The 19815-nt window shown below is 51.2% G+C and carries 19 protein-coding genes and 1 other RNA gene; 5 read left to right on the forward strand and 15 right to left on the reverse strand.

What is annotated here, in order from left to right:
• Positions 1 to 38: 38 nt before the first annotated feature.
• The 10 genes from QWY20_RS01830 to smpB all read right to left on the reverse strand — a co-directional run bounded on the left by QWY20_RS01830 (position 39) and on the right by smpB (position 7291).
• Entirely contained in the window at positions 39 to 698 is a 660-nt protein-coding gene (locus QWY20_RS01830; protein ID WP_330127335.1) for a hypothetical protein, read from the reverse strand.
• On the reverse strand, positions 698 to 2188 hold the full coding sequence (locus QWY20_RS01835; RefSeq protein ID WP_330127336.1) for a YfjI family protein: 1491 nt from the start codon (positions 2186 to 2188) through the stop codon (positions 698 to 700). Before QWY20_RS01835 ends, QWY20_RS01830 begins: the two co-directional genes overlap by 1 nt.
• Positions 2188 to 3105: a toprim domain-containing protein gene (locus QWY20_RS01840; RefSeq protein WP_330127337.1), complete on the reverse strand. Its 918-nt coding sequence runs from the start codon at positions 3103 to 3105 to the stop codon at positions 2188 to 2190. Before QWY20_RS01840 ends, QWY20_RS01835 begins: the two co-directional genes overlap by 1 nt.
• 60 nt (positions 3106 to 3165) lie before the next feature.
• Positions 3166 to 3366: a helix-turn-helix transcriptional regulator gene (locus QWY20_RS01845; protein WP_330127338.1), complete on the reverse strand. Its 201-nt coding sequence runs from the start codon at positions 3364 to 3366 to the stop codon at positions 3166 to 3168.
• Positions 3367 to 3440: 74 nt separating this feature from the next.
• Positions 3441 to 3626: a helix-turn-helix transcriptional regulator gene (locus QWY20_RS01850; RefSeq protein WP_330127339.1), complete on the reverse strand. Its 186-nt coding sequence runs from the start codon at positions 3624 to 3626 to the stop codon at positions 3441 to 3443.
• 790 nt (positions 3627 to 4416) lie between these two features.
• Positions 4417 to 4632: a hypothetical protein gene (locus tag QWY20_RS01855; protein WP_330127340.1), complete on the reverse strand. Its 216-nt coding sequence runs from the start codon at positions 4630 to 4632 to the stop codon at positions 4417 to 4419.
• A 3-nt stretch (positions 4633 to 4635) separates the two neighbouring features.
• Positions 4636 to 4824 (reverse strand): hypothetical protein, encoded by a 189-nt coding sequence (locus tag QWY20_RS01860; RefSeq protein ID WP_330127341.1) that lies wholly within the window; start codon positions 4822 to 4824, stop codon positions 4636 to 4638.
• 2 nt (positions 4825 to 4826) lie between these two features.
• Positions 4827 to 6086: a tyrosine-type recombinase/integrase gene (locus tag QWY20_RS01865; protein ID WP_330127342.1), complete on the reverse strand. Its 1260-nt coding sequence runs from the start codon at positions 6084 to 6086 to the stop codon at positions 4827 to 4829.
• Between the two features lie 208 nt (positions 6087 to 6294).
• Positions 6295 to 6655, reverse strand: a transfer-messenger RNA (tmRNA) gene (gene ssrA, locus QWY20_RS01870).
• Between the two features lie 156 nt (positions 6656 to 6811).
• Complete coding sequence (smpB, locus tag QWY20_RS01875) at positions 6812 to 7291, reverse strand: SsrA-binding protein SmpB (RefSeq protein ID WP_330127343.1); 480 nt, start codon at positions 7289 to 7291, stop codon at positions 6812 to 6814.
• Positions 7292 to 7395: 104 nt separating this feature from the next.
• On the opposite strand from smpB, the gene QWY20_RS01880 reads away from it, so the two are divergent.
• Complete coding sequence (locus QWY20_RS01880) at positions 7396 to 7839, forward strand: type II toxin-antitoxin system RatA family toxin (RefSeq protein ID WP_330127344.1); 444 nt, start codon at positions 7396 to 7398, stop codon at positions 7837 to 7839.
• Positions 7832 to 8185, forward strand: coding sequence for an RnfH family protein (locus QWY20_RS01885; RefSeq protein WP_330127345.1), 354 nt, complete (start codon positions 7832 to 7834; stop codon positions 8183 to 8185). The genes QWY20_RS01880 and QWY20_RS01885 overlap by 8 nt, the downstream gene beginning before the upstream one ends.
• A gap of 83 nt (positions 8186 to 8268) precedes the next feature.
• On the opposite strand, the gene QWY20_RS01890 is transcribed toward QWY20_RS01885, so the two are convergent.
• From QWY20_RS01890 to nadK, 3 genes are all read right to left on the reverse strand, one after another.
• Positions 8269 to 8619 (reverse strand): outer membrane protein assembly factor BamE, encoded by a 351-nt coding sequence (locus tag QWY20_RS01890; RefSeq protein ID WP_407935391.1) that lies wholly within the window; start codon positions 8617 to 8619, stop codon positions 8269 to 8271.
• A 71-nt stretch (positions 8620 to 8690) separates the two neighbouring features.
• Positions 8691 to 10358, reverse strand: a complete 1668-nt coding sequence (gene recN, locus QWY20_RS01895) for a DNA repair protein RecN (RefSeq protein ID WP_330127347.1) — start codon at positions 10356 to 10358, stop codon at positions 8691 to 8693.
• A 137-nt stretch (positions 10359 to 10495) separates the two neighbouring features.
• A complete protein-coding gene (gene nadK / locus QWY20_RS01900; protein WP_330127348.1) occupies positions 10496 to 11377 on the reverse strand; it encodes an NAD(+) kinase in 882 nt (293 codons plus the stop codon).
• 140 nt (positions 11378 to 11517) lie between these two features.
• Here nadK and hrcA point away from each other — a divergent pair, with 140 nt between their 5' ends.
• Both hrcA and grpE read left to right on the forward strand, forming a co-directional pair.
• Entirely contained in the window at positions 11518 to 12531 is a 1014-nt protein-coding gene (gene hrcA, locus QWY20_RS01905; protein ID WP_330127349.1) for a heat-inducible transcriptional repressor HrcA, read from the forward strand.
• A gap of 69 nt (positions 12532 to 12600) precedes the next feature.
• The gene (grpE, locus tag QWY20_RS01910; RefSeq protein WP_330127350.1) at positions 12601 to 13188 is read left to right on the forward strand and encodes a nucleotide exchange factor GrpE; all 588 of its coding nucleotides are present in this window, start codon (positions 12601 to 12603) and stop codon (positions 13186 to 13188) included.
• A 107-nt stretch (positions 13189 to 13295) separates the two neighbouring features.
• Here the strand turns inward: grpE and QWY20_RS01915 are convergent, their stop codons facing one another.
• Positions 13296 to 15839 (reverse strand): glycoside hydrolase family 88 protein, encoded by a 2544-nt coding sequence (locus QWY20_RS01915; RefSeq protein WP_330127351.1) that lies wholly within the window; start codon positions 15837 to 15839, stop codon positions 13296 to 13298.
• A 27-nt stretch (positions 15840 to 15866) separates the two neighbouring features.
• Positions 15867 to 18629 (reverse strand): TonB-dependent receptor, encoded by a 2763-nt coding sequence (locus QWY20_RS01920; protein ID WP_330127352.1) that lies wholly within the window; start codon positions 18627 to 18629, stop codon positions 15867 to 15869.
• A 411-nt stretch (positions 18630 to 19040) separates the two neighbouring features.
• On the opposite strand from QWY20_RS01920, the gene kduD reads away from it, so the two are divergent.
• Positions 19041 to 19799, forward strand: coding sequence for a 2-dehydro-3-deoxy-D-gluconate 5-dehydrogenase KduD (gene kduD, locus QWY20_RS01925; protein WP_330127353.1), 759 nt, complete (start codon positions 19041 to 19043; stop codon positions 19797 to 19799).
• Positions 19800 to 19815: the final 16 nt, after the last annotated feature.

Below are 19815 nucleotides of genomic sequence, written 5' to 3' on the forward strand. Positions count from 1 at the left end.
GTTGTTCTTTTGTTCATGGACTAATTCTCTCAAGAAAATTAGCCTCCGACAAACCCGGTGTGATTCATTTTGCTTCTTAACCAACTGTTTGCTGTCAATGCCGCCTTATTGGCTTTTTTGTTGTCGTCTGGCTCTGCGTCATAGATCGCTTTGTAACGTGCTGAGTATTCCCTGCTCACCTGAGTACGCTTGCTGGCTGGCAGCTTCAATAGCATTGATTGGATCCAGTCAGCATCACTATACCTCTCCTGCTTTGCTGCCATCTCTGACGCTGGAGCTTTCCAAAAGGCCAGGTTGCTGCCGTCACTGTAATGCTCCGGCATTGGGATATTGATACCATTCACTTCCCTGATTATCACATTACCAGTTGGCTTAACCTTGTCGGCTTCATTCAATCCAGAGGTGGTGTCAATCTGGTTTACTTCAAGCCCGTCATTAGCTGCTTTTACTTTGTCTACTCCTCGCCCCCCGTCTATTCCGTCTATTTGTCTACTTTTTTGGTTAAATCCTTTAATATCAGTGACTTGTGTGATTTTTTGAGTAGACGACCTTTTGTCGCTCTGTCTATTCTGTCTATTCTTCTGACTATTCTCGCGACCTATTGCCACTTCCTTGGCTTGCGTTGGTTCTGTTACTGGCTGATAGGTCACTTCCGTTGCGACCTGTCTTGCTGCCATTGCCCTAGCAATCGCGCCCATTAGCCAAGCCTCTCAAGTGTGGCGTTGTGATTAAGTCTCCAAGATTGCTTGCGCTTTACCCCGTCAATCTCTGTATTATTCGGCAGCTTTATCAACCAGCCACGTTCCTCAAGATTCTCAATGACCCTCTTAGCGTCCTGTGCGTTTTCTATGCCGCGTATGAATTGTGTTGCCCTAGGTGGATAGATTGCGTTCCAGCCAGCTTCGATCATCTTCCTTACCAGTTTGCGCCCTAGCTTCTGTTCCTCTGTTTCTTCCACCTTGTTTGTTAAGCGCAACACTTCAAACAGATACCACGCTGACAATTCGCAAGCTCGCGTCATAACCTCGCCACTTATGACAGTAGCATGAGGGTTCTCAATCAGTGCCAGTACGCCAGCTATTCTTAGCGCCTGTTCTGCTGCTTTACTGCCTGTTGCTTTGATGTCGCGGAAGCTGCCAAACCTGCCTATCTCTTTCTCGATTTCGTTATACGTTTCTGTGTACTCTGCATGCGCGTCACTGCTTAGATGTAGCTCCCTTGGCGCTAAGTTGCCGTACTCATCCTCTGGCTGCTCCAGTTCAAATAGGTCTGTGAGCCTTGATTGAAAGCGCTTAATATCGGTATTGATTGATAGGTCAACATCCTTGTAGAAGCGAGTGCCTGCTAAGCTCTCAGGTGCGGCAATCAGGAAGCGAGCCAAGAAACCTTGACCCAGCATTTCAGGGTCATTCAGCACCTTGTTAGCCACGATTGGCTGTATCATCAGATGAGCAGATAGCCTGGGATTATTGATCGTTAATGATTCGCCCTCACTAGCACGCGTCCGATTTATTTGCTCACCACCCCAGAACTGACTAAGCAGCGCTATTGTTTTGAGCTTGCTGTCCGCCATAGCCCCACCACCAAAAAAGGATCCGCCTTCATCATTGTATAGGCCTTGCGACTTCCAGCCCTTGGCAAACCCTTTGATCAGGCCTTCCACAGTTGGATCGGTGGAAAGTATCTGTGGGATCTTAGGTGGCTCAGGTGGCAAGCCTAGTTGATTGAGTGCGTTGGTTAAATCTTCTTTGCTGGCGTTTTTGCTGCCGTTTTCAGCCTGCTTATATAACGCATCATGCGCCAGCTTCTCATTCTCGAACCATTGCCTTTGTTCCCGGTAGTCCTCGCGTAATCTATCCTGGCGCTCTCTCGCTGGTGCTGTAGCGAACTTATCAACTGCAGACTTTCTGTCGCCTGATTCTGCTACCGACAGCATGAATAAGCTAATTGGAACTCGCCTTCCGCTGACAACAACATCGCCATGCGGTTGCGCTGCGAAAGCTGCTGCACTCAGTACGCTTTGTGCTGCTAGCGATACGGGTACTTGTACGCCCTCTGCTAAGGCTCTTACTGCTGGCGCTAAAACATTGCCCAAGGCATCCACAGGGTAGGGCGATTGTGCTTCATGATTCGCTGTAAGTGGTGCTGGAATTGGGTCTTTTGGTGTTATTTTTGCTACTGATGCCATTATTCAATTGCTCCCAATATCATTGCCTTTACGGCCTGATTGCCACGCAATAAAGCCAGATCATTGAAGTCAGTACCGATCTCGTCATTATCGAAAACGGGATAAACCACCTCAGCGCCAATAGACAGTGCTGCGGCCTTTGCCTTTTCGAGCCCGACATTCTCTTTTGCTAGCGCATCGTTATCAGCACAAACAATGAATTGCTTTCGTGGGTACTTGTTGTGGATAAGCAGGGCGACCGGCAACATGTTGCTGGCCGATAGTGCCGCCACTACGGGTAGTTCTGTGGCTTCGTGAAGTGTGGCTGCTGTAGCAAAACCCTCTGCGATTAGAATAGTGTCACTGTCTGACGCCAATCCAAACGGGCAGAAACCGCCATGTGTTCGTGCGTCTTTGGCGAACCGTTTTCCGAAGCTTTCGCATATGTATTGAAGGCTAATGAGCTGGCCGCCGATGTCGCGTATAGGAATCACAAGCACGCCCGTGGAGTTCACTCGCGCATGATGTGCTTTGATCTTCTTGCGCGTTAGGTAGGGATGTTCTACCGCTGGTTTTGAATTATTCCATACGAACAGCGCCTTGGCAGTGCCTTTCGCAATAAGCTGCTCCCGTTCCTGCGCTGCTTGCTCTCTGGCTCGCTTGATTGCGGCCACTGCTTCATCCGACATTCTGCTGCCGCTACCACCGCTGCTATACACAAGTTGCTCTGACGTTTTCCAGCTTCCGTAAACAGCGACAATAGAATCATCCGAGTTCGCGTAGTAGATAATCCAGCCGCATTTGCTACCAGGCTTATCGCCCTCTATGTCAAAGCGACAAAGCAGGCCGCTGGTTAAATCCAATGTGTGAGCTGGCGTGATCCCGTTGGCTGACATTTCAGCCATTAGCTCAGTTGTATGGTTACTAATTTTGCTCATGGTATAATGTCCTCGTATGTGTGAGACTTCGGGGGCGTGTTGCTCCCTTTTTTTTGCCCGTTACTCCGCTGCCAACCTGCTGTTGCGCTCATCAATGCGCTCTTTGATCCATTGATTGATCTCTGCTTCAATCCAGAATGAGCGACGACCTAGCGCAATGGGTTTTGGGAATTGACCAAGCGAGATCAGCTTGTAAATATGGGGGCGAGAAAAGCCCGAAGCCTGCTTTGTTTCATTTAAATCCAATAACTTATGACTCATATTGAAGTACCTCTTACTTTTCTTTAAGCAATAAAAAAGCCGCGCAGTTGGCGGCCTGGTGTATTAGCTGCTAGCTAGGCTGCGTCACGCAGTCTGATTCTGTCCTCGATAAAGCGATCAATGTCCTCCTGTGTCCAGGCTGCTGAGCGCTCCCCAAACTTGATTGGTGGCGGTGCGATACCCTCTTTGATTAGTTTGTACCAAAGGGTGCGACAGATCGGTACTTGCGCCAGTACATCTTCGATTTTCAGAAATTTCATAAATCACCTCGTAGTTGGTTTAATATCGGCCTTGCCAGCTCATTTACCGCAAAGATATTCGCCTCAATTCGTCCTGTGAAATGCAGTTTGGTTATATCCAGTGCAATATTTATTCAATTTTGCTCTAAATATGACTCAATTGTGTACCAAACTGTTTCATAGTGTCTCAATCTGTCTCACAGTCGAAGGACTGACCGCAGACTTTGTATTAACTGATCGGAGCAGTTGGTTGTATTTAGCTAATAAAAAAGGCCGCCCGAAGGCAGCCTGTTGTAATGGTTATGGTGTTGTGAAGCAGAAACAAAAAAGGCCACCCACAAAGGGCAGCCTGCTTGATAGTGGAGTCGTTAGATAGCACAACTCCAATCTTGGGTCTAGGATAAGCGAATCTGATTTAATCCGTCAACCACTTTTTTTAAACTATCCAATAAAGCTATGTGCATCAGTGTCTTAGACAAGTGGCGTGTAGCACTCTACTTTTTCAGTCAAACTAGCCCTGAGCGCCAGCAAATCACCTGATCTTCTGACCCTCACAGCGAGATGGTTAGGGCATGGCCTTAGCGTAGTCATTGATTTAACAGTCGACTAGACAGACTAGACAAGCGATAAAATAGCATCTAGTTCAAAAACCATTTTAAATCAGTTGCTTACCTAACAAACTAGACGACTAGACGAACTAGACGCTTTTCCTGCCCCTAGACAACTGCCAATACCATTAATAATGAATAACCAAGTTGGAATGATAGGCTGACTACTAAGCGCAATCAGCCAGGTGGGTAGGGTGATTCTGTTATGCTTTGCCCTGGCTTATCTCATTGCCAAGTTTAACTAGTATCTCGCCAAGGCTTTCAAACTGCATTTGTAAGCCGTAGATAGCCTGCTCCATTGTTCTTGTTGTGAGCTGCTCTATAGTGCTCTCAAGTCCTAATGCTACGGCTGTGCTCTTGGCTGTGTCGCATATTAGGCCTGCTTGATTTAATAGCTCATCGATCTTGTTGTTATCCATTGACTATCCCTCACTCTGCTTGGTTGAGCCCTGTGTTGCATTTACTTCATCTACTTGGCTGGCCTTTTGTTCTGCTTGGCTCAGTAGCTTGCGAAATGCGCTGCTACTCTCCTGTGTTGCCTGCTTGGTTTTCAATGCCGTCAAATAGGCCTGCTGCTCTTGCTGTGTCAGGCTGCTGTCGTTATCACTCATGCTTACCCCTCTGCTGCTCTGCTAAATGGTGTTACGTTGCTGCTTGCGATGCCTACGCTGCCTGTGGCGCACTGCTCAATGTAATCCGACCATGCTTGCATAAGTGGCCTTCTACGCTCAAGGTACTGCGCCCTGTTGTACGCTCTTCTAACACTGTTCTTGTCAACGTGTGACAGTGCCACTTCAATCAAGTCAGGATCATGGCCCTGGTCATTCAAGTAGGTAGAAGCCACCGACCTTAATCCATGTGATACCAATTTTCCTTTATAGCCCATGCGCTTTAATGCCATGTTTGCCGTCTGTGTGTTGGTGTGCACCGACTTATCTCTATCACCAGTAAACACATACTCACAATGGCCTGTGACCTTCTTCATTTCTAAGAGAAGATTAACCACTTGGATTGATAACGGCACTTGATGTTGTCGCTGCTCGTCTTTGCCGCGCCCAACGGTTTTAACGCCTACAGTCATTACCTTGCCATAAAGATCAATCTGCTCCCACTTCACTGTTGCCGCTTCTGCTGGCCGTAACATGGTGTGTAGCTGGAACTCGATTAGGCAGCGTGTTTGAAACTTGATGCTTGCCCTTTGAAGTGTTCGCATTAAATCTGGTAGTTCTTGCGGATCAATGGTTAGTTGGTTCTTAGCCTTTGGCTTATCAAACGCCACGGCTATGCCAGCCAGTGGATTATGTGGAGCCAAGCCAGTATTGGTGGCAAAGGTCATTATCTCATTAAGCCTTTGACATAAGCGCCTGATAGTTTCCAAGTTACCTTTTACCTCAAGCGGTCTGATAGCTTCTATTGCCATAGGTGCTGTGATTGATGAAATAGGGTAGTCACCTAATTTAGGTAGGATGTGTAGTTCAAGTGATCTCGAAATATCCAAAGCGTAATCATCTGAGACAGTTTTTGCTTTTTTCTCATGCCAGCTCTTAGCAACTGCCCTTAATGTTTGCGCTGCTTTGACTCGTTCGGCAAGCTCGGTTTGCTGCTGCTCAAAATAAGGGTCTTTGCCTGCTTCAATTAGCCTTCGGAACTCCTCTGCTTTCCTTCTGGCATCTTCCAATGAAACGCTTGGGTAGTTACCTATTGTCAGATTGGATCTCGTCTTTTCAATTGGCTTGGTGTAGTTGAATACCCACGTCCTAATTCCAGTCGGTTTAACCCTAAGAATTAGGCCTTCACCATCACCAAGGGTATATACCTTGCTACTTGGTTTAGCGTGTTCGACCTGTTTGGCTGTCAGCTTGTTAGTTGCCATATCTCGCTCCTAGGTGTAACACGCTATGTTGGTTCTATGTGTGCGTGTTACTAACAATGTTACACTAGGAATGAGCTTCATGTGTACAAAAATAGCGCTGAAAATACGCTTGCGGAGTGATAGGTAATAAAAAACCCACCTTTTACAGTGGGTTAGTGGTGTTTTTTAGTATGATTTAGGACGTGTAAGTTTGCCTAAATCTGCTAGTTGGTGGAGCTGGGGGGAGTTGAACCCCCGTCCGAAAAACCTACATCCTCGGTACTACATGCTTAGCCAATTCATTTAGTTAACCCTATGAGCGCCGAATGGCAGGCTATCGTCGGGCGAGCCTGATTGGTTTTAACGTCTTGGCTCCAGGCGAAGCCGCCACGCGATCCTGTTTAGGGTGATCCCCCGTTACCTCTGCTTACAGGCATGCAAGAGCGGGAGAGCTATCTACTGCTTATTAGGCAGCGATTGCGTAGTTTTCGTCGTTTGCGACTATTGGTTTGCGGTTTTTTTACGAGGCCTACCGCACCTCGGCATGCACCTAAGAGTTCGTGAATCCCGTCGAATCCAGAATCAGCCCCGAATTCGGTAGTGATTACGCCCACTCAGCGTGTGTCCGGCATTGTACGGGCTTGTAGCAAGCTGTACAAGAGATAGTGCCGGTATATCGCGGGTCTTTTCGGCCCGTTACTGCTTAGATGGGGGCTTGCGGTCAAAGTTTCAAGCCCAAAGCGAAATTAACGATGAGTATGCTTCATCATCCGCTCTTTTTCCCGCGCCCAGTCTTTGTCTTTTAAGTCGGAGCGTTTATCAAAGTGCTTCTTGCCTTTAGCCAGGTGGAATTCGACTTTGACCCAACAGGCTTTCCAGTACATGGCGGTGGCCACAAGCGTATAGCCATCGCGCTCGGTCAAGCCTATCAGCTTGGCCAGTTCGCGTTTTTTCAGCAGCAGTTTGCGGCTGCGCTCCGGATCGCAAAGCACATGGCTGGAAGCACTGTTTAGCGGCTGAATTTGCGCGCCAAACAAATAGGCTTCGCCTTGTTTGATGATAACGTAAGAGTCCGACAGGTTGACTTTGCCCTGGCGGATGCTTTTGACTTCCCATCCCTGCAAACTGATGCCGGCCTCGAACTTGTCTTCAAGGAAATATTCATGGCGGGCTTTTTTATTCAGCGCGATGGTACTGCTTTGAGTTTTCGGTTTCTTTTTTGTCATAGCTGCCTAGTATACGGGATCGAACGCTTGCTTTGCTATGGGCTGAGCCTTGTTGGCGCGAACTTTTCTGTTACAATCTGCCCCTTGTTGTTCGAGGAGAGCCTATGCCGCAGATAGAGCGCAGTGCCCTGGTGTTTTACAGTGCGCAGCAGATGTTTGAGCTGGTGAATGATGTCAGCCGCTACCCTGAGTTTCTGCCCGGTTGCAAAGCTGCCAGGATTTTACGCCAAAGCGAGGCGCAAATGGAAGCCGAGCTCGAACTTGGCAAAGCAGGCTTGGGCAAATCCTTTACCACTTTGAATCAGTTGGAAGCACCCCATCGTATTGGGATGAGCCTGGTGAATGGCCCTTTTAAAAAGCTGCAGGGTGGCTGGACCTTTACCGAGCTGCAAAGCAATGCCTGCAAAGTTGAACTGAAACTGGAGTTTGAGTTTAGCAGTCGTTTGGTGGAACTGGCTTTTGGTAAAATTTTTAAAGAGCTGACTGCAGCCATGGTCAATGCCTTTACCGAGCGGGCAAAACAGGTGTATGGAGCCCCGAATGTCTGATAGCATCACCATTGAAGTAGCTTATGCCTTACCGCAGAAACAATCCTTGTTAACGGTGACCGTACCGGCAGAGGCCAGTGTCGAACAAGCAATCCGCTTGTCTGGTATTTTGGAGCTTTACCCGGAGCTGGAGCTGGCAACGCAGAAGGTTGGGATCTGGAGCCGGGCGGTTAAGCTTAGCGACCCGTTAAAAGCAGGGGATCGCATCGAATTGTACCGACCTTTAATCGCTGATCCAAAAGAGCTGCGTCGCAAACGGGCAGAAAAAGCTAAGCAGGAAGGGCGGGCCAATCAGGTGACTGGTGGCAGGCCGCTGAAAACAGCCAAGGACAGTGAATCTGAGTAGCCCCTGCTTTTAACTGCTTACGCAGGCAATAAAAAAACCGGCATTTAGCCGGTTTCTTATAATAAAGAGCGTGCAGCCGTGCTTTAGTTGTCCAGCGGCGTATTAAACTCTTCGGAAAGCTCAAAATCACCTTCAACTTTACTCAGACGACCTTCGTCGAAATGAACCACCAAAGCCCGTTCCATTTTATTGCCATTGCCGTACTGGATGGCGTAATAGTAATGCCAGACATTGTCATCGAAGCTGTTTTGCGCCACTGGGTTGCCAAGTACAAAGCGTACCTGCTCTTTACTCATTTGCACCCGCAACTTATCAATGTCGCGCTGCTCCATGTAATTGCCCTGTGGAATATCAATCCGGTAAATCCAGCTGCTGCAAGCAGTTAGCGTGATTACGCTGCTGAGGATAATCAGCCATTTTGCTACTACATTCATGCTTTTCATCGTTTTGTCCGTATCATGCTTCCTATCATACCTGAAGCGGCCAATAGCGTACAGCCTCAGACTTAAGGTGCGCATAAAAGTTCACGGGCATTGGCCAGTGCACTGGCGCTGATGTTCTCGCCGGCCAGCAGGCGCGCAATCTCACTGACCCGCTCTTCGTCACTCAGGTTACGAATACGGGTTTCGGTGGCAATGCCATCGGTGTACTTTTCCACAAACAGTTGCTGATGGCCCTGACTGGCAACTTGCGGCAGGTGGGTAATGCAGATCACCTGGCAGCGCTCGCCGAGCTGACGCAACAAGCGGCCAACACCGGCTGCCACCGGACCACTGATCCCCACATCGACCTCATCAAAGATAAGGGTTGGGGTAGTGATTTGATCGGCCAGAATCACCTGCACTGCAAGGCTAATGCGGGATAACTCGCCGCCGGATGCCACCTTGTGCAGCGGTTGCAGCGGCTGGCCTGGGTTGGTACAGACCAAAAATTCGATTTTATCCAGCCCCAGGGCACTGGCTTTATCCAGTGATTGCGGGCTAACTTCAATCTGGAACTGGCCATTGTGCATGCTCAGTTCATGCATGCTTTGGCTGATCAGCGCACTGAGTTTTTCGGCGGCGCCCTGGCGCTGTTCCGTCAGTTTGGCTGCGCTTTGCTGGTAGTCGTGTTCGGCTTGTTGCAGCTGCAGGGCCAGTTCATCCAGCCGGGCATCATCGCGACTCAGCGCCTGCAATTGCTCACTCAGTTCCTGATGCTGCTGGTACAGTTCGTGTTCGCTGATTTGATGTTTACGGCTCAGTTGCAGCCACTGGCTCATTCGCTCGTCCACCAGTTGCAACCGTTCTGGATCCAGCTCCAGCTTTTCGCTGTAATGCCGAAGCTCGCGGCTGGCTTCTTCAACCTGCACCAAGGCCTCGGCCAGCATTTGTTGCACCGGCGCTAAACTGTTATCCAGCCCGGCCAGCTGTTCCAACTGCTGGCAGGTGCTGCTCAGGGCCTGATAAATGGTAGTGTCATCGCTGTCGTACAGCTGGGCCAACGCACTCTGACTGTCACACAGTAACTGCTGTCCATGGCTCAGCCGGTTGTGCTCTGCTTCCAGTTCGGTAAATTCCTGCTCACCCGGTGCAAACTGATCGAGTTCGGCCACCTGATATTCCAGCAACTGCTGCTGTGCTTCGCGCTGCTGACAGGCTTGCTGCAATTGCTGCTGTTCGCGCTTGAGTTGCTGCCACTGCTGCCAATGCTGTTTGGTCTGCTGCAGGCTGCTGTCGTGGTTGGCAAAGGCATCCAGCAACTGGCGCTGATAATCCGACTTTAACAGCAACTGATGGGCATGTTGGCCATGAATGCTTAGCAGATGCTGGCCCAGGGCCTTCAGTTGCTGCGCCGGTACCTGTACGCCATTGATGTAGCCGCGGGAACGGCCTTCGCTGCTGATCACCCGGCGAATAATGCACTCCTGGCCCATGGCCAGATCTTGCTGCTCCAGCCATTGCTGAGCAGCTGGCAACTGACTGACATCAAAGCTGGCGACGATATCGGCTTTATCGGCACCAGGGCGAACCATTGAAGCTTCCGCCCGCTCCCCCAAACAAAGTGCTAAGGCGTCCAGTGCAATCGACTTGCCGGCACCGGTTTCGCCGGTAATGCTGGTCATGCCCTGCTGCCAGTCCAGCTCCAGTGCACGAACGATGGCAAAATTACTGATATGAAGATGGGACAGCATAGGGCACCTCGCAAGGCTAGTTTACTGTTTAAATAGACAGTGTAAATCTATACAGTAATCTGGCATTTTGCAAGAGCACACTGCTGATTTTTTGCTTAGGTTAGCTGCGGGGCTAGTGGCCGCAGCTCAACTGCGCTTTAATACAGCCGGCTACCCCAACCAAGTTTATTTCTTAGTACATGGTAGTAGCTGTAGCCTGGTGGGTGGATCAGCCTGAGTGGCCGCGGGTGTTTGCGGATAAAAATATCATCGCCTGGCATGACAGCCAGGATCACATGGCTGTCGCAGCTGATCTGCAGATGGGCATCGTTGCTGTCGGCCACTTTTAACTGAATTTCACTGTTCCCGGCCACCACCAAAGGACGGCTGCTTAAGGTGTGTGGGAACATTGGCACCAGCGTCATCGCATCCAGATCCGGTGTCAGGATCGGGCCACCGCCGGATAAAGAGTAAGCGGTGGAGCCGGTTGGCGTGCTGATAATCAAACCATCTGAGCGCTGGCTAAACACAAACTCGTCGTTGATGTAGGCTTCAAACTCAATCATATGCGCCACTTTATCGGCGTGCAGTACGGCTTCATTCACTGCACTGTTGCTGCTTTTAATGGTGCCGTGGCGGTGCACCGAAATTTCCAGTAAATTGCGCAGCTCGGTTTTGAAATTGCCGGCCAGCACTTCGCTCAGTGGCTGTTCGAAGCCCTCAGGCGACAGATCGGTTAAAAAGCCCAGGTTACCGCGGTTGACACCAAGCACCGCGATATCGGAGCGGGCCAAGACCCGGGCAGCACCCAGCATATTGCCATCACCACCTACCACTATGGCCAGATCGCAGCGTTTGCCGATATCGACCAAATCCAGCACCCTGGCTTCAGTCAGCTCCAGTGTGCGGGCTACTTTTTGTTCCAGATAGACTGTCAGGCCCCGGGCTTCCAGAAAACGGTGCAGGGCCACCAGCGTTTGGTTGGCGCCTTCGTGGTTTGGTTTGCCAATCAGGCCAATGGTTTGAAATGCGGAGGTCATGGCATTCTTTGTTGCTGCGGGTTCTTATGGTCAGTATACCCGGAAATAAAGCCGTCACAACCGCTGACTTGTTTTTAGCGCTGACTTGTTTTTGACACAACAGCCCCCAGATTAAGCAGAACCAACCACAGGTAGTGATTATGAATGCCCGTCTTGCACGCGCCGATGTAATTTTAAAAATGATCGTGGAGCAGTACCTGGCCGATGGCCAGCCGGTGTCCTCGAAGTTTATTGCTGCCCAGGAAGGTCTGGACGTCAGCCCGGCCACCGTGCGCAATACCATGGTGCAGCTGGAGCAATCCGGCCTGATCCGCTCTCCACACACTTCGGCTGGCCGTATTCCCACCACTCAGGGCATTCGTGAGTTTTTCAATCGCATGCTGCAACTGCAGCCACTGCCCATGCGCTGGCTGCAGCAGGTGCAAAAGCAATTGCCGCTGGAGCTGCCAGTGTCTTTACTGTGCCAGCGTGCCGGCCAGCTGCTGACCAACTTAACCGGTTGCGTCGCCATTATCAGCCCACCCAAGGCCGGTGAGCGGATTATTCGGCAGGTTGATTTGGTCAGGCTGGCCGCCGATAGTCTGCTGTTGGTGGTGATCGATGAAGATGGGGATATTTTGCACCGGGTATTGCATCACAAAAGCCAGGTGGATAACGCCACCTTAAGCCAGGGCCTGTGCTTGCTGAATGCGGCTTTATCCGGTGTGCAGTGGCAAGAAGGCATGTCACGGCTGGAAATTATGGCGCAGCGCGAGCAGGGGGCTTTGCAGCAACTGGTCAGCCGGGTGCTCGGCCAATTGGGCCTGGATGAAATGCAGCAGCATCAGCCGCTGATCTATGGCCAGCATCAGTTGCTGCTGTCACCAGAGTATCAGCGCAATCCGGCGCTGCAGCAGGTATTTTCCATGCTGGAAAATCCGGCTGGTTTGGTACGCTTTCTGCAAACACTCAGCTGCGATGATCATGTCAAGTTGGTGCTGGGAAAAGAAACTGGGTTTGCCGAGCTGGCCAGTGTCAGTCTTATCGTGCAGCGCTATCAGCAAAGTCCGCATCGTTTTATTGCGCTGCTGGGCCCAAGACGCATGCCGTATGGGCAATTTGTGCCATTGATTGAAGCCTGCAGCCGGCAGTTAAATTTAAACTTGAATCCGTAAAATCCATCCCCATATAGCAACCAGACCTTTGGCTAAGCCAAGAAGCAGGTATTTTTGGAGATTGAGTGAATGACTGAGCAACAAGCCCCCCAGACCCCGGAAGAAGAAGTGCAGGTCCAGAGCAGCCCGGAGCAGGCAGAGCAAGATACGGTAGAGGTGTCCTCCGAGCAAAGTGTGATCGACAAACTGGAAGCAGAAATTGCCCAACTGCGGAAGCAGGTCGCCGATCAGCAGGATGCAATGTTGCGGATTAAAGCCGAAGCAGAAAACACCCGCCGCCGTGCCAGTCAGGATGTGGAAAAAGCCCATAAGTTTGCGCTGGAAAAGTTTGCCAACGATTTGCTGCCAGTGGTAGATAACCTGGAGCGTGCGCTTGGTTTTATCGACAAAGACAACGACACCATGAACTCGGTGGCCGAAGGGGTGGAACTGACACTGAAAAGCTTCCTCGACACCGTGGAAAAATTCGGCGTGCAGCAACTGGATCCACAAGGCCAGCCGTTTAACCCGGAGCAGCACCAGGCCATGTCGATGATGGAAACCGCCGATGTGGCGCCCAACACCGTTACCTTTGTGATGCAAAAAGGCTACGAGCTGAACGGCCGCTTATTGCGCCCGGCCATGGTGGGTGTGTCCAAGGCGCCGACTGCTGAGTAGTTTCGTTTTCTTACCTGAGAAGAACCGGCTTTTTTGGCCGGTTTTTTATGGCATGCTGAATAGCGAAAAAAAGAGCCAGCTTGCGCTGGCCCAACCCTTAGAAGAACTCAGTGGTCGATGCCTAGCAACCTGGCAATTTGCACGCCGGCCATGATGAAAGGGCTGTTGGCTTTGGCATCATTACGAAAAACCGGTTCGCTCATGTAGTACTGGTAGCTGCCATCGCGGCCAAAGCCGAGACCAGCCACCTGTACGGTATTGACGAAACTGATGCTGTCATCCGGATGCACCAGCACAAACTCCTGCAGCAAGCCCTGATAGGCTTTTAAGGCGGTATCCCTGTACTGCTGCGGCAGGTATCCCTGGTTCAGAGCTTTGGCATAAAAGTAGGTGAACATGGCGCTGGCAGAGGCTTCCAGATAGTTGCCGGTTGCTTCCGGTTGATCCAGGATCTGGAACCAGGTGCCGGACTCGCTGTCCTGATAGCGCGCCAAAGTCGCTGCCAAATCGCTGATCATATGCAGCAGTGGCTCACGCAGCTCGGTTTGCTCGGCAGGAATGTAGTCCAGCACATCGACCAATGCCATGGTGAGCCAGCCCAGACCACGGCCCCAAAAATGCGGCGATAGACCGGTTTCTGGGTCGGCCCAGACTTGCTGACGGCCTTCATCCCAGGCGTGGTAATACAGGCCGGTGGCAGGGTCTCGCAGCAGCTGATACACCAGTTCAAACTCTTTCACTACCTCTTTCAGTGCCTTGCCATCTTCAAACTCGCTGCTGTAATAGGCGAGGAAGGGCATGCCCATGTAGACGCCATCCAGCCATAGCTGATGGGGGTAGACTTGTTTATGCCAGAAGGCACCATCGGCAGTACGCGGGTGCTCGGCCAGTTGCTGGCGCAGCAAATCCAGTGCCTGACGATGATGAGGTTTGGCATCGCGCAGGTAATGACGCAGCAGAATCAAACCGGTATTGATGCTGTCGATGTTGTATTTTTTGATGTCGTAGGTGTGGATATCGCCTTGCTCGGTGATAAAGGAGTCCACCACATCAACAATCACTTGTTGCCACTCAGCATTTGGACGCAATTCAAATAAATCATCGTAGGCTTGCAGCAAAAGGCCGGTGGTGTATTCCCAGGTAGCGGGCCTACGGCGCTCAAAATCCCAGCCGCCGTAGCGGTAATAAGGGGTTTGGCGGATCATTTCACTGGCAGCCAGTCGCTCAGACCAATCCAGTGCCCGCTCCGCCGTCAGGGGTTGCTGCACCAGCGCATCGGTCAGGGCTGTATTCAGTCGTACCCTGGGGGTGAGCGTCAGTGCTTCAATCTGCTGGTCCAGATAAGCTACGAATTCATCTTTGCTTTGAATGCCGCCCGGCTCCCCTTGCCAGGCGGCCAAGAAGTAATACTCCATCCGTTGGTCGGGAACCCGGATCAATGACACCAGATTGTGCTCATCTTCGGTTTGCTGTAGCCGGGTACTGCGTTTAAACAGCAGCGCCATCCCCAGTTGATCGCCAGCCAGGCTTTGGTCGCCCCAGGTAGCGACATAGGTCCAGGCGTGACCGGTTATCTCTTGCGGGCCATGGATTACTTCGGTTCCCGGGTGCTTCACCAAGCCTATCGCCATATGCGGCAAGCTCTCGGACAGTTCCAACCGGGTATGCACCAGGCGACTACCTGGCGTCATGGAAAAGTTGGCTGTTAAATCCAGGGTTTTACCGGCAATTTGCCAGTCCTGATAATGGATCTGCATGCCGGAATAGAGGGGGCCACTTTCGTGGATGCGGGCACTGTGCTGACCTACCTCCGATACCAGTTGCACCTGCTCACCATCCCAGAAACCATAGCCGCCAGCGCCTAAAGTCAGGCCTACTTTCAGAATATCCATGCCCCAGTCGGCCATGGCATGGTAAGACTGATAACCATCCTGGCCAACATCCTGCAGTACCAGCTGCTGCGTTTTTTTGCCGAAAATATCAAAGCCATTGCGCCAGTCCAGATAAATCCGGTAGCCAACCCGATCCGATTCGATACCTGGGCCTTCATAGCGGATCCACTCGGAGTGATCGGTGTATTGCTCCGGAGCCGTGAGTTCGGTCACATTCACAAAATCACCGCCATGGTACTTGGCACCCTGCCATTCACCGCCGACTTTATGGGATATTTCCGCCTGAGTACGGGCAGGCCAGGCTTGTTGCCTGAAGCGAATGGGATCCTGCAGTACCTGCAGCTGCTGGCGCTCAGCTGCGGCCATCGAAAGGTGCAGGTACAAGGTGTCTTTTTCGCCATCACCACTGTGGTCGATCAATTGGCTTGGGATCAGATGCTCTTGTTGCATCACCACCAGAGCGGTTGCTTCAGCAGCGGTTATCCCCAAATCGGTAAAGGGCAACAGCAGAGGTTGATCTGGCCGGGAAAAGTCGGATGGGTTTTGCACCTCCAGGCTGGCAATCTGCTGCACTGCGGTGCTGTTGATCGATTCGGCAACCGTACTGGTTTGAGGTTGTTTACTATCGCAGCCGCTAAGGACTGCCAGCGCGAATAAAGACGCTGTCAGTGAAAGAAAAGGGGATCTTGCTTGCATGTGTATTTTCACGATCTCTACCTGTGCTTGCATCAGTAAGGTGGATAAAAAGGAGCCATCCATGGCTCAACGGGATCCTTAGGGCAACGTTTAGAACTTGTACTGGGCGCCCAGATAATACTGCCGGCCTGTGGCGTGGTAGTAGGTTAAGCGATTACCGCTCGAGTCCACCCACTGATCATCGACTTCATTGGTCAGGTTCAACGCTTCGAAGGTAAGTTTCCAGTTATCAGTTAATTGATACGACAGCGCTGCGTCGATATTACGGGTCGCATTGGTGCCTTCCATATCGTTGTTATCACGGCCAATGGCGTTGGTCAGATACTGCGAGCGGTACGCCATGGATACCCGGGCGGCGAATTTGTCATCTTCGTAATACAAGGTGGCACTGCGGGTATTTTCCGACAAGCCGTTCAGATCGCGAGTAGCCAGCACAACACCGGTGTTGTTGACATAGTTCATCTGAGCTTTCACGTAAGTGTAGTTACCAATAAAGCCAAAGCGATCCCAGAATTCTGGCAGGAAGCTAAATGGCATCTGGTACTGGACTTCGTAGCCATACAGGTTACCACCAGGGCCGTTCAGTGGCGTAGTGGTTTGCCACTCGACATTTTCGTTACAGCCAGAAGCTTCACCATAACCAGGCCCGGCATTACAGGCATCAATCGCTGCTTGCACCGGCAGGCCGGTTTCAGTGAATGGCTTGGTTTCGCGCAGGTTTTGAATGTAGCTTTCAATATCCTTACGGAATAAAGCAACGCCTAGCAAAGACTCGTTATCGAAGTAGAGCTCTAAGCCCAAATCATAGGTTTTGGCCCGGGTTGGCTCCAGTGTTGGGTTACCGCCACTGATGGTACGGGCACCGCCGGAGACTGACACCGACACATTAGGGCGAATGCCGGATAAGCCAGGCCGTGACATCACCTCCGCATAACCAAAACGGATAATGACATCATCCATTGGTTCGAATACCAGGTTTAGTGAGGGTAAAAACTCATTGTAACTGTGTTTGGCGGTAATTAGCTCCTGCGTACCACCGATAGTGGCCCAGGCAGTAGAGCTTTGATCGGTGCTAACGTAGCGGCCACCAACATCACCGCGGATCACGGTGTCGCCGACTTCAGTTTCAAACGCCAGTTGCAGGTATGCCCCCAGGGTTTCTTCTTCGGCAGAAAAGTTATCAACCCGGCGGAAGTCAGAGCTCACCACAAAATCACCGGTATTGCTGTAAATGTTGTAGCGGGCATTGATCGCATCCAGGTTAGGGACTAACCAGGTCGAAGCTCCTACACCAGCGTTGTAGTTCATGATCAGGTCTGGTGTCATTTCAACGCCTGCGGCATTCTCGGACTGACGACGTGCCTCAAAAGTCTCAAATTCAAAGTTCTTGTAATGCAAGCCGCCACGCAGGGTGAGGTAGTCACTCAGCATATATTCCAGATTGATGGCCGCACTATCAAAGGTGTTCTCTGCACCCAATGGACGCAGACGAACGCTGTTGGTTGCCCAGCCGTTCGGATCATAAGCGCCGGCACCAAAAATCAGCTCAGGGTTATCGCGTTTGCTGCCACGGTAGTCGTAGCTAAAATCCAACCCGGCTTTTTCCATTACCACTGTGGTTTGGATCGGGTTGTCGAACTTGGAGGTCGCACGGCCAATCATGCCGTCAATTCTGAGGTTATCTGTCAGCTGATGCTGGGCACTTAACGTAAATTGCAAAAATTCGGTGGAGAGCTCATCGTAACGTAGCTCATTGCGAATCAAGGCATTTTCGAAAGAGGCATAGGTCACGGTATTGGTGTTATCCACTTCGAAGTCGCGAACATTCATGGCACCAGTCAGGCTGCTGTTGTTCAGAATGCCTTGCATAAAGGCTTCCTGACGGGTGGAGTCATCTTTGGAGTACAGCACATCCAGATTAAAGCGGGTTTCCTGAGTTGGCCGGTATTCCAGCGCCGATGCCAGACCAATACGTTTTACATTATGGACATAGGAGTCGTAGCGCGGCAGCCGAGGGCGAAAGGCCGCATTGATTTGCTCCAGTTCAGGGGCTTCGGCATCACCACGGTAGCTGCCAAAGTTGTTTACGTTGTTCCAGCGTACGGTACTGGCACCTTCGTCCAGAATATTTCGCTCGGAAAAGGCCGCAGAAATCAGATAACCAAAGGTACGATCGTCATTGATGTTACTGAATAAAAAAGAGCCTTTGGGATCGATCTTTTCCGATTGGTCGTTGTAACCTGCCTGCACATTGGCAGCAAACGTTAGCCCATCGTAATCAAAAGGGCGGGCAGTCCGTAAGTCGACGGTGGCACCTAAGGATCCTTCTTCAACATTGGCAGAGGCGGTTTTGCGTACTGTCAGCTCACTGAATAGATCCGATGAGAAGGTATTAAAATCAAAGCCACGGCCGCGGTTGGCACCGCCAATGGCATCGGTACCCCCACTGGTGGATTGTGCTTCCATGCCATTGATCCGTACCCGGGTAAAATCCGGACCCAGACCACGGACAGAAATTTGCCGGCCTTCACCAGCCACCCGACTAATGGCGACACCAGGAATGCGCTGCAGCGACTCGGCCAGGTTGAGATCCGGAAAGTCGGCAATATCTTCTGCTTTGATGGTATCAGTGGCACCGGTTTCAAAGCGTTTCTGGTTGAGTGCACTGGCCAGGCTACCGCGGAAGCTGCCGACCACAGAGATCACTTCAATCTGCTCTTCAGGTTCCGCTTGCTGGTCGTTGTTGGCTTCATCCGCCAGCAGTGGTGTGGCGCCAAATAAAGTCACCAGGCCGGCTAAGGTTAAAGCCCGGCTGAGCTTGTGGGGTCGAAATAAATTCTGCGGGGTAGCCATGTTGTTCACCTCTTCCTAGATCTTGTCGTTTTGCCGCTTAGCGGCTTTTTTTTATGGGAACAGCCTGGCTGCCCCTGTCGATTTTGTTTGTCTTCGTCGCTTTGCTTGCAAACTGCTGTATCGAATACTAGGCTGATTATGCAGTCTTGTCTACCGGTGGCAAAAAAAGCTTGCAATTTTGTGCCACCGATGGCAAAAAGCTAGCACCAACGGATAATTGCTGTCAATTCAACCAATCGATAAATTCAGTCGTTGGGTGACAGAAAATCGGGTTATTTTGTTTAACTTATTGAAATTGAATGATTGTCCCGGTTGGTTGAATAGTGAAACTGTTCCATATTTGAACGATTCACCAAAAGCCATGGTGCGGGCAAGCGTTGTGGTAACTGTTAAAAGCTGAAGGAGTGTGGCATGAGTGCATTATTTTCACTGCAAGGCAAAACCGCGTTGGTCACTGGCGCCAGCCGTGGCCTGGGGCAGGCCATTGCGATAGCGCTGGCAGCTGCGGGTGCACGGGTATTGTGTGCCAGTTCATCGGCAGCTGGCAGCTATGAAACGGTGGCAGCGATTCAGCAGCAAGGTGGCGAAAGCTTGGCATTAGCGGCCGATTTATCGGATGAAACTGCAGTGCGTGCTTTGGCAGCCGCCGCGACAGAACAGGGCGCAGTGGATATTCTGGTCAATTGTGGCGGCACGATTTTCCGGGCGCCGGCCGATGAGTTCCCGATGGATGCCTGGCGCAAGGTGATGGCGGTAAATCTGGACGCCGCTTTTTTACTTAGCCAGTTGCTGGGCCGTGACATGATTGCCCGCAAGCAGGGAAAAATCATCAACATTGCTTCGATGCTGTCTTACAGTGGTGGCATCACGGTACCCGCTTACACAGCCAGTAAGCATGCCATTGCCGGTGTGACCAAGGCTCTGGCCAATGAGTGGGCCAAACACAACATTCAGGTCAATGCGATAGCGCCTGGCTACTTTCGTACGGACAATACTGCGGCTTTGCAGGCGGATGAAGCACGCAATGCTGCTATTTTGGATCGGATCCCAGCGGGTCAATGGGGCGAGCCAGCCGATTTGGCAGGTGCTGCTGTCTTTCTGGCCTCGGCGGCTAGTCAGTATGTGAATGGCCATGTTCTGGCTGTTGATGGTGGCTGGCTGGCCCGCTAATCATCAGCTACCTATT

It is taken from the genome of Alkalimonas cellulosilytica (assembly GCF_036325985.1).
Lineage (GTDB): Bacteria > Pseudomonadota > Gammaproteobacteria > Enterobacterales > Alteromonadaceae > Alkalimonas > Alkalimonas cellulosilytica.

What these genes read in the sequence shown, in the direction of transcription:
- QWY20_RS01830 (WP_330127335.1), bottom strand. Translation starts at nt 698, where the DNA reads ATGGGCGCGATTGCTAGGGCAATGGCAGCAAGACAGGTCGCAACGGAA.
- QWY20_RS01835 (WP_330127336.1), bottom strand. Translation starts at nt 2,188, where the DNA reads ATGGCATCAGTAGCAAAAATAACACCAAAAGACCCAATTCCAGCACCA.
- QWY20_RS01840 (WP_330127337.1), bottom strand. Translation starts at nt 3,105, where the DNA reads ATGAGCAAAATTAGTAACCATACAACTGAGCTAATGGCTGAAATGTCA.
- QWY20_RS01845 (WP_330127338.1), bottom strand. Translation starts at nt 3,366, where the DNA reads ATGAGTCATAAGTTATTGGATTTAAATGAAACAAAGCAGGCTTCGGGC.
- QWY20_RS01850 (WP_330127339.1), bottom strand. Translation starts at nt 3,626, where the DNA reads ATGAAATTTCTGAAAATCGAAGATGTACTGGCGCAAGTACCGATCTGT.
- QWY20_RS01855 (WP_330127340.1), bottom strand. Translation starts at nt 4,632, where the DNA reads ATGGATAACAACAAGATCGATGAGCTATTAAATCAAGCAGGCCTAATA.
- QWY20_RS01860 (WP_330127341.1), bottom strand. Translation starts at nt 4,824, where the DNA reads ATGAGTGATAACGACAGCAGCCTGACACAGCAAGAGCAGCAGGCCTAT.
- QWY20_RS01865 (WP_330127342.1), bottom strand. Translation starts at nt 6,086, where the DNA reads ATGGCAACTAACAAGCTGACAGCCAAACAGGTCGAACACGCTAAACCA.
- smpB (WP_330127343.1), bottom strand. Translation starts at nt 7,291, where the DNA reads ATGACAAAAAAGAAACCGAAAACTCAAAGCAGTACCATCGCGCTGAAT.
- QWY20_RS01880 (WP_330127344.1), top strand. Translation starts at nt 7,396, where the DNA reads ATGCCGCAGATAGAGCGCAGTGCCCTGGTGTTTTACAGTGCGCAGCAG.
- QWY20_RS01885 (WP_330127345.1), top strand. Translation starts at nt 7,832, where the DNA reads ATGTCTGATAGCATCACCATTGAAGTAGCTTATGCCTTACCGCAGAAA.
- QWY20_RS01890 (WP_407935391.1), bottom strand. Translation starts at nt 8,619, where the DNA reads ATGAATGTAGTAGCAAAATGGCTGATTATCCTCAGCAGCGTAATCACG.
- recN (WP_330127347.1), bottom strand. Translation starts at nt 10,358, where the DNA reads ATGCTGTCCCATCTTCATATCAGTAATTTTGCCATCGTTCGTGCACTG.
- nadK (WP_330127348.1), bottom strand. Translation starts at nt 11,377, where the DNA reads ATGACCTCCGCATTTCAAACCATTGGCCTGATTGGCAAACCAAACCAC.
- hrcA (WP_330127349.1), top strand. Translation starts at nt 11,518, where the DNA reads ATGAATGCCCGTCTTGCACGCGCCGATGTAATTTTAAAAATGATCGTG.
- grpE (WP_330127350.1), top strand. Translation starts at nt 12,601, where the DNA reads ATGACTGAGCAACAAGCCCCCCAGACCCCGGAAGAAGAAGTGCAGGTC.
- QWY20_RS01915 (WP_330127351.1), bottom strand. Translation starts at nt 15,839, where the DNA reads ATGGATGGCTCCTTTTTATCCACCTTACTGATGCAAGCACAGGTAGAG.
- QWY20_RS01920 (WP_330127352.1), bottom strand. Translation starts at nt 18,629, where the DNA reads ATGGCTACCCCGCAGAATTTATTTCGACCCCACAAGCTCAGCCGGGCT.
- kduD (WP_330127353.1), top strand. Translation starts at nt 19,041, where the DNA reads ATGAGTGCATTATTTTCACTGCAAGGCAAAACCGCGTTGGTCACTGGC.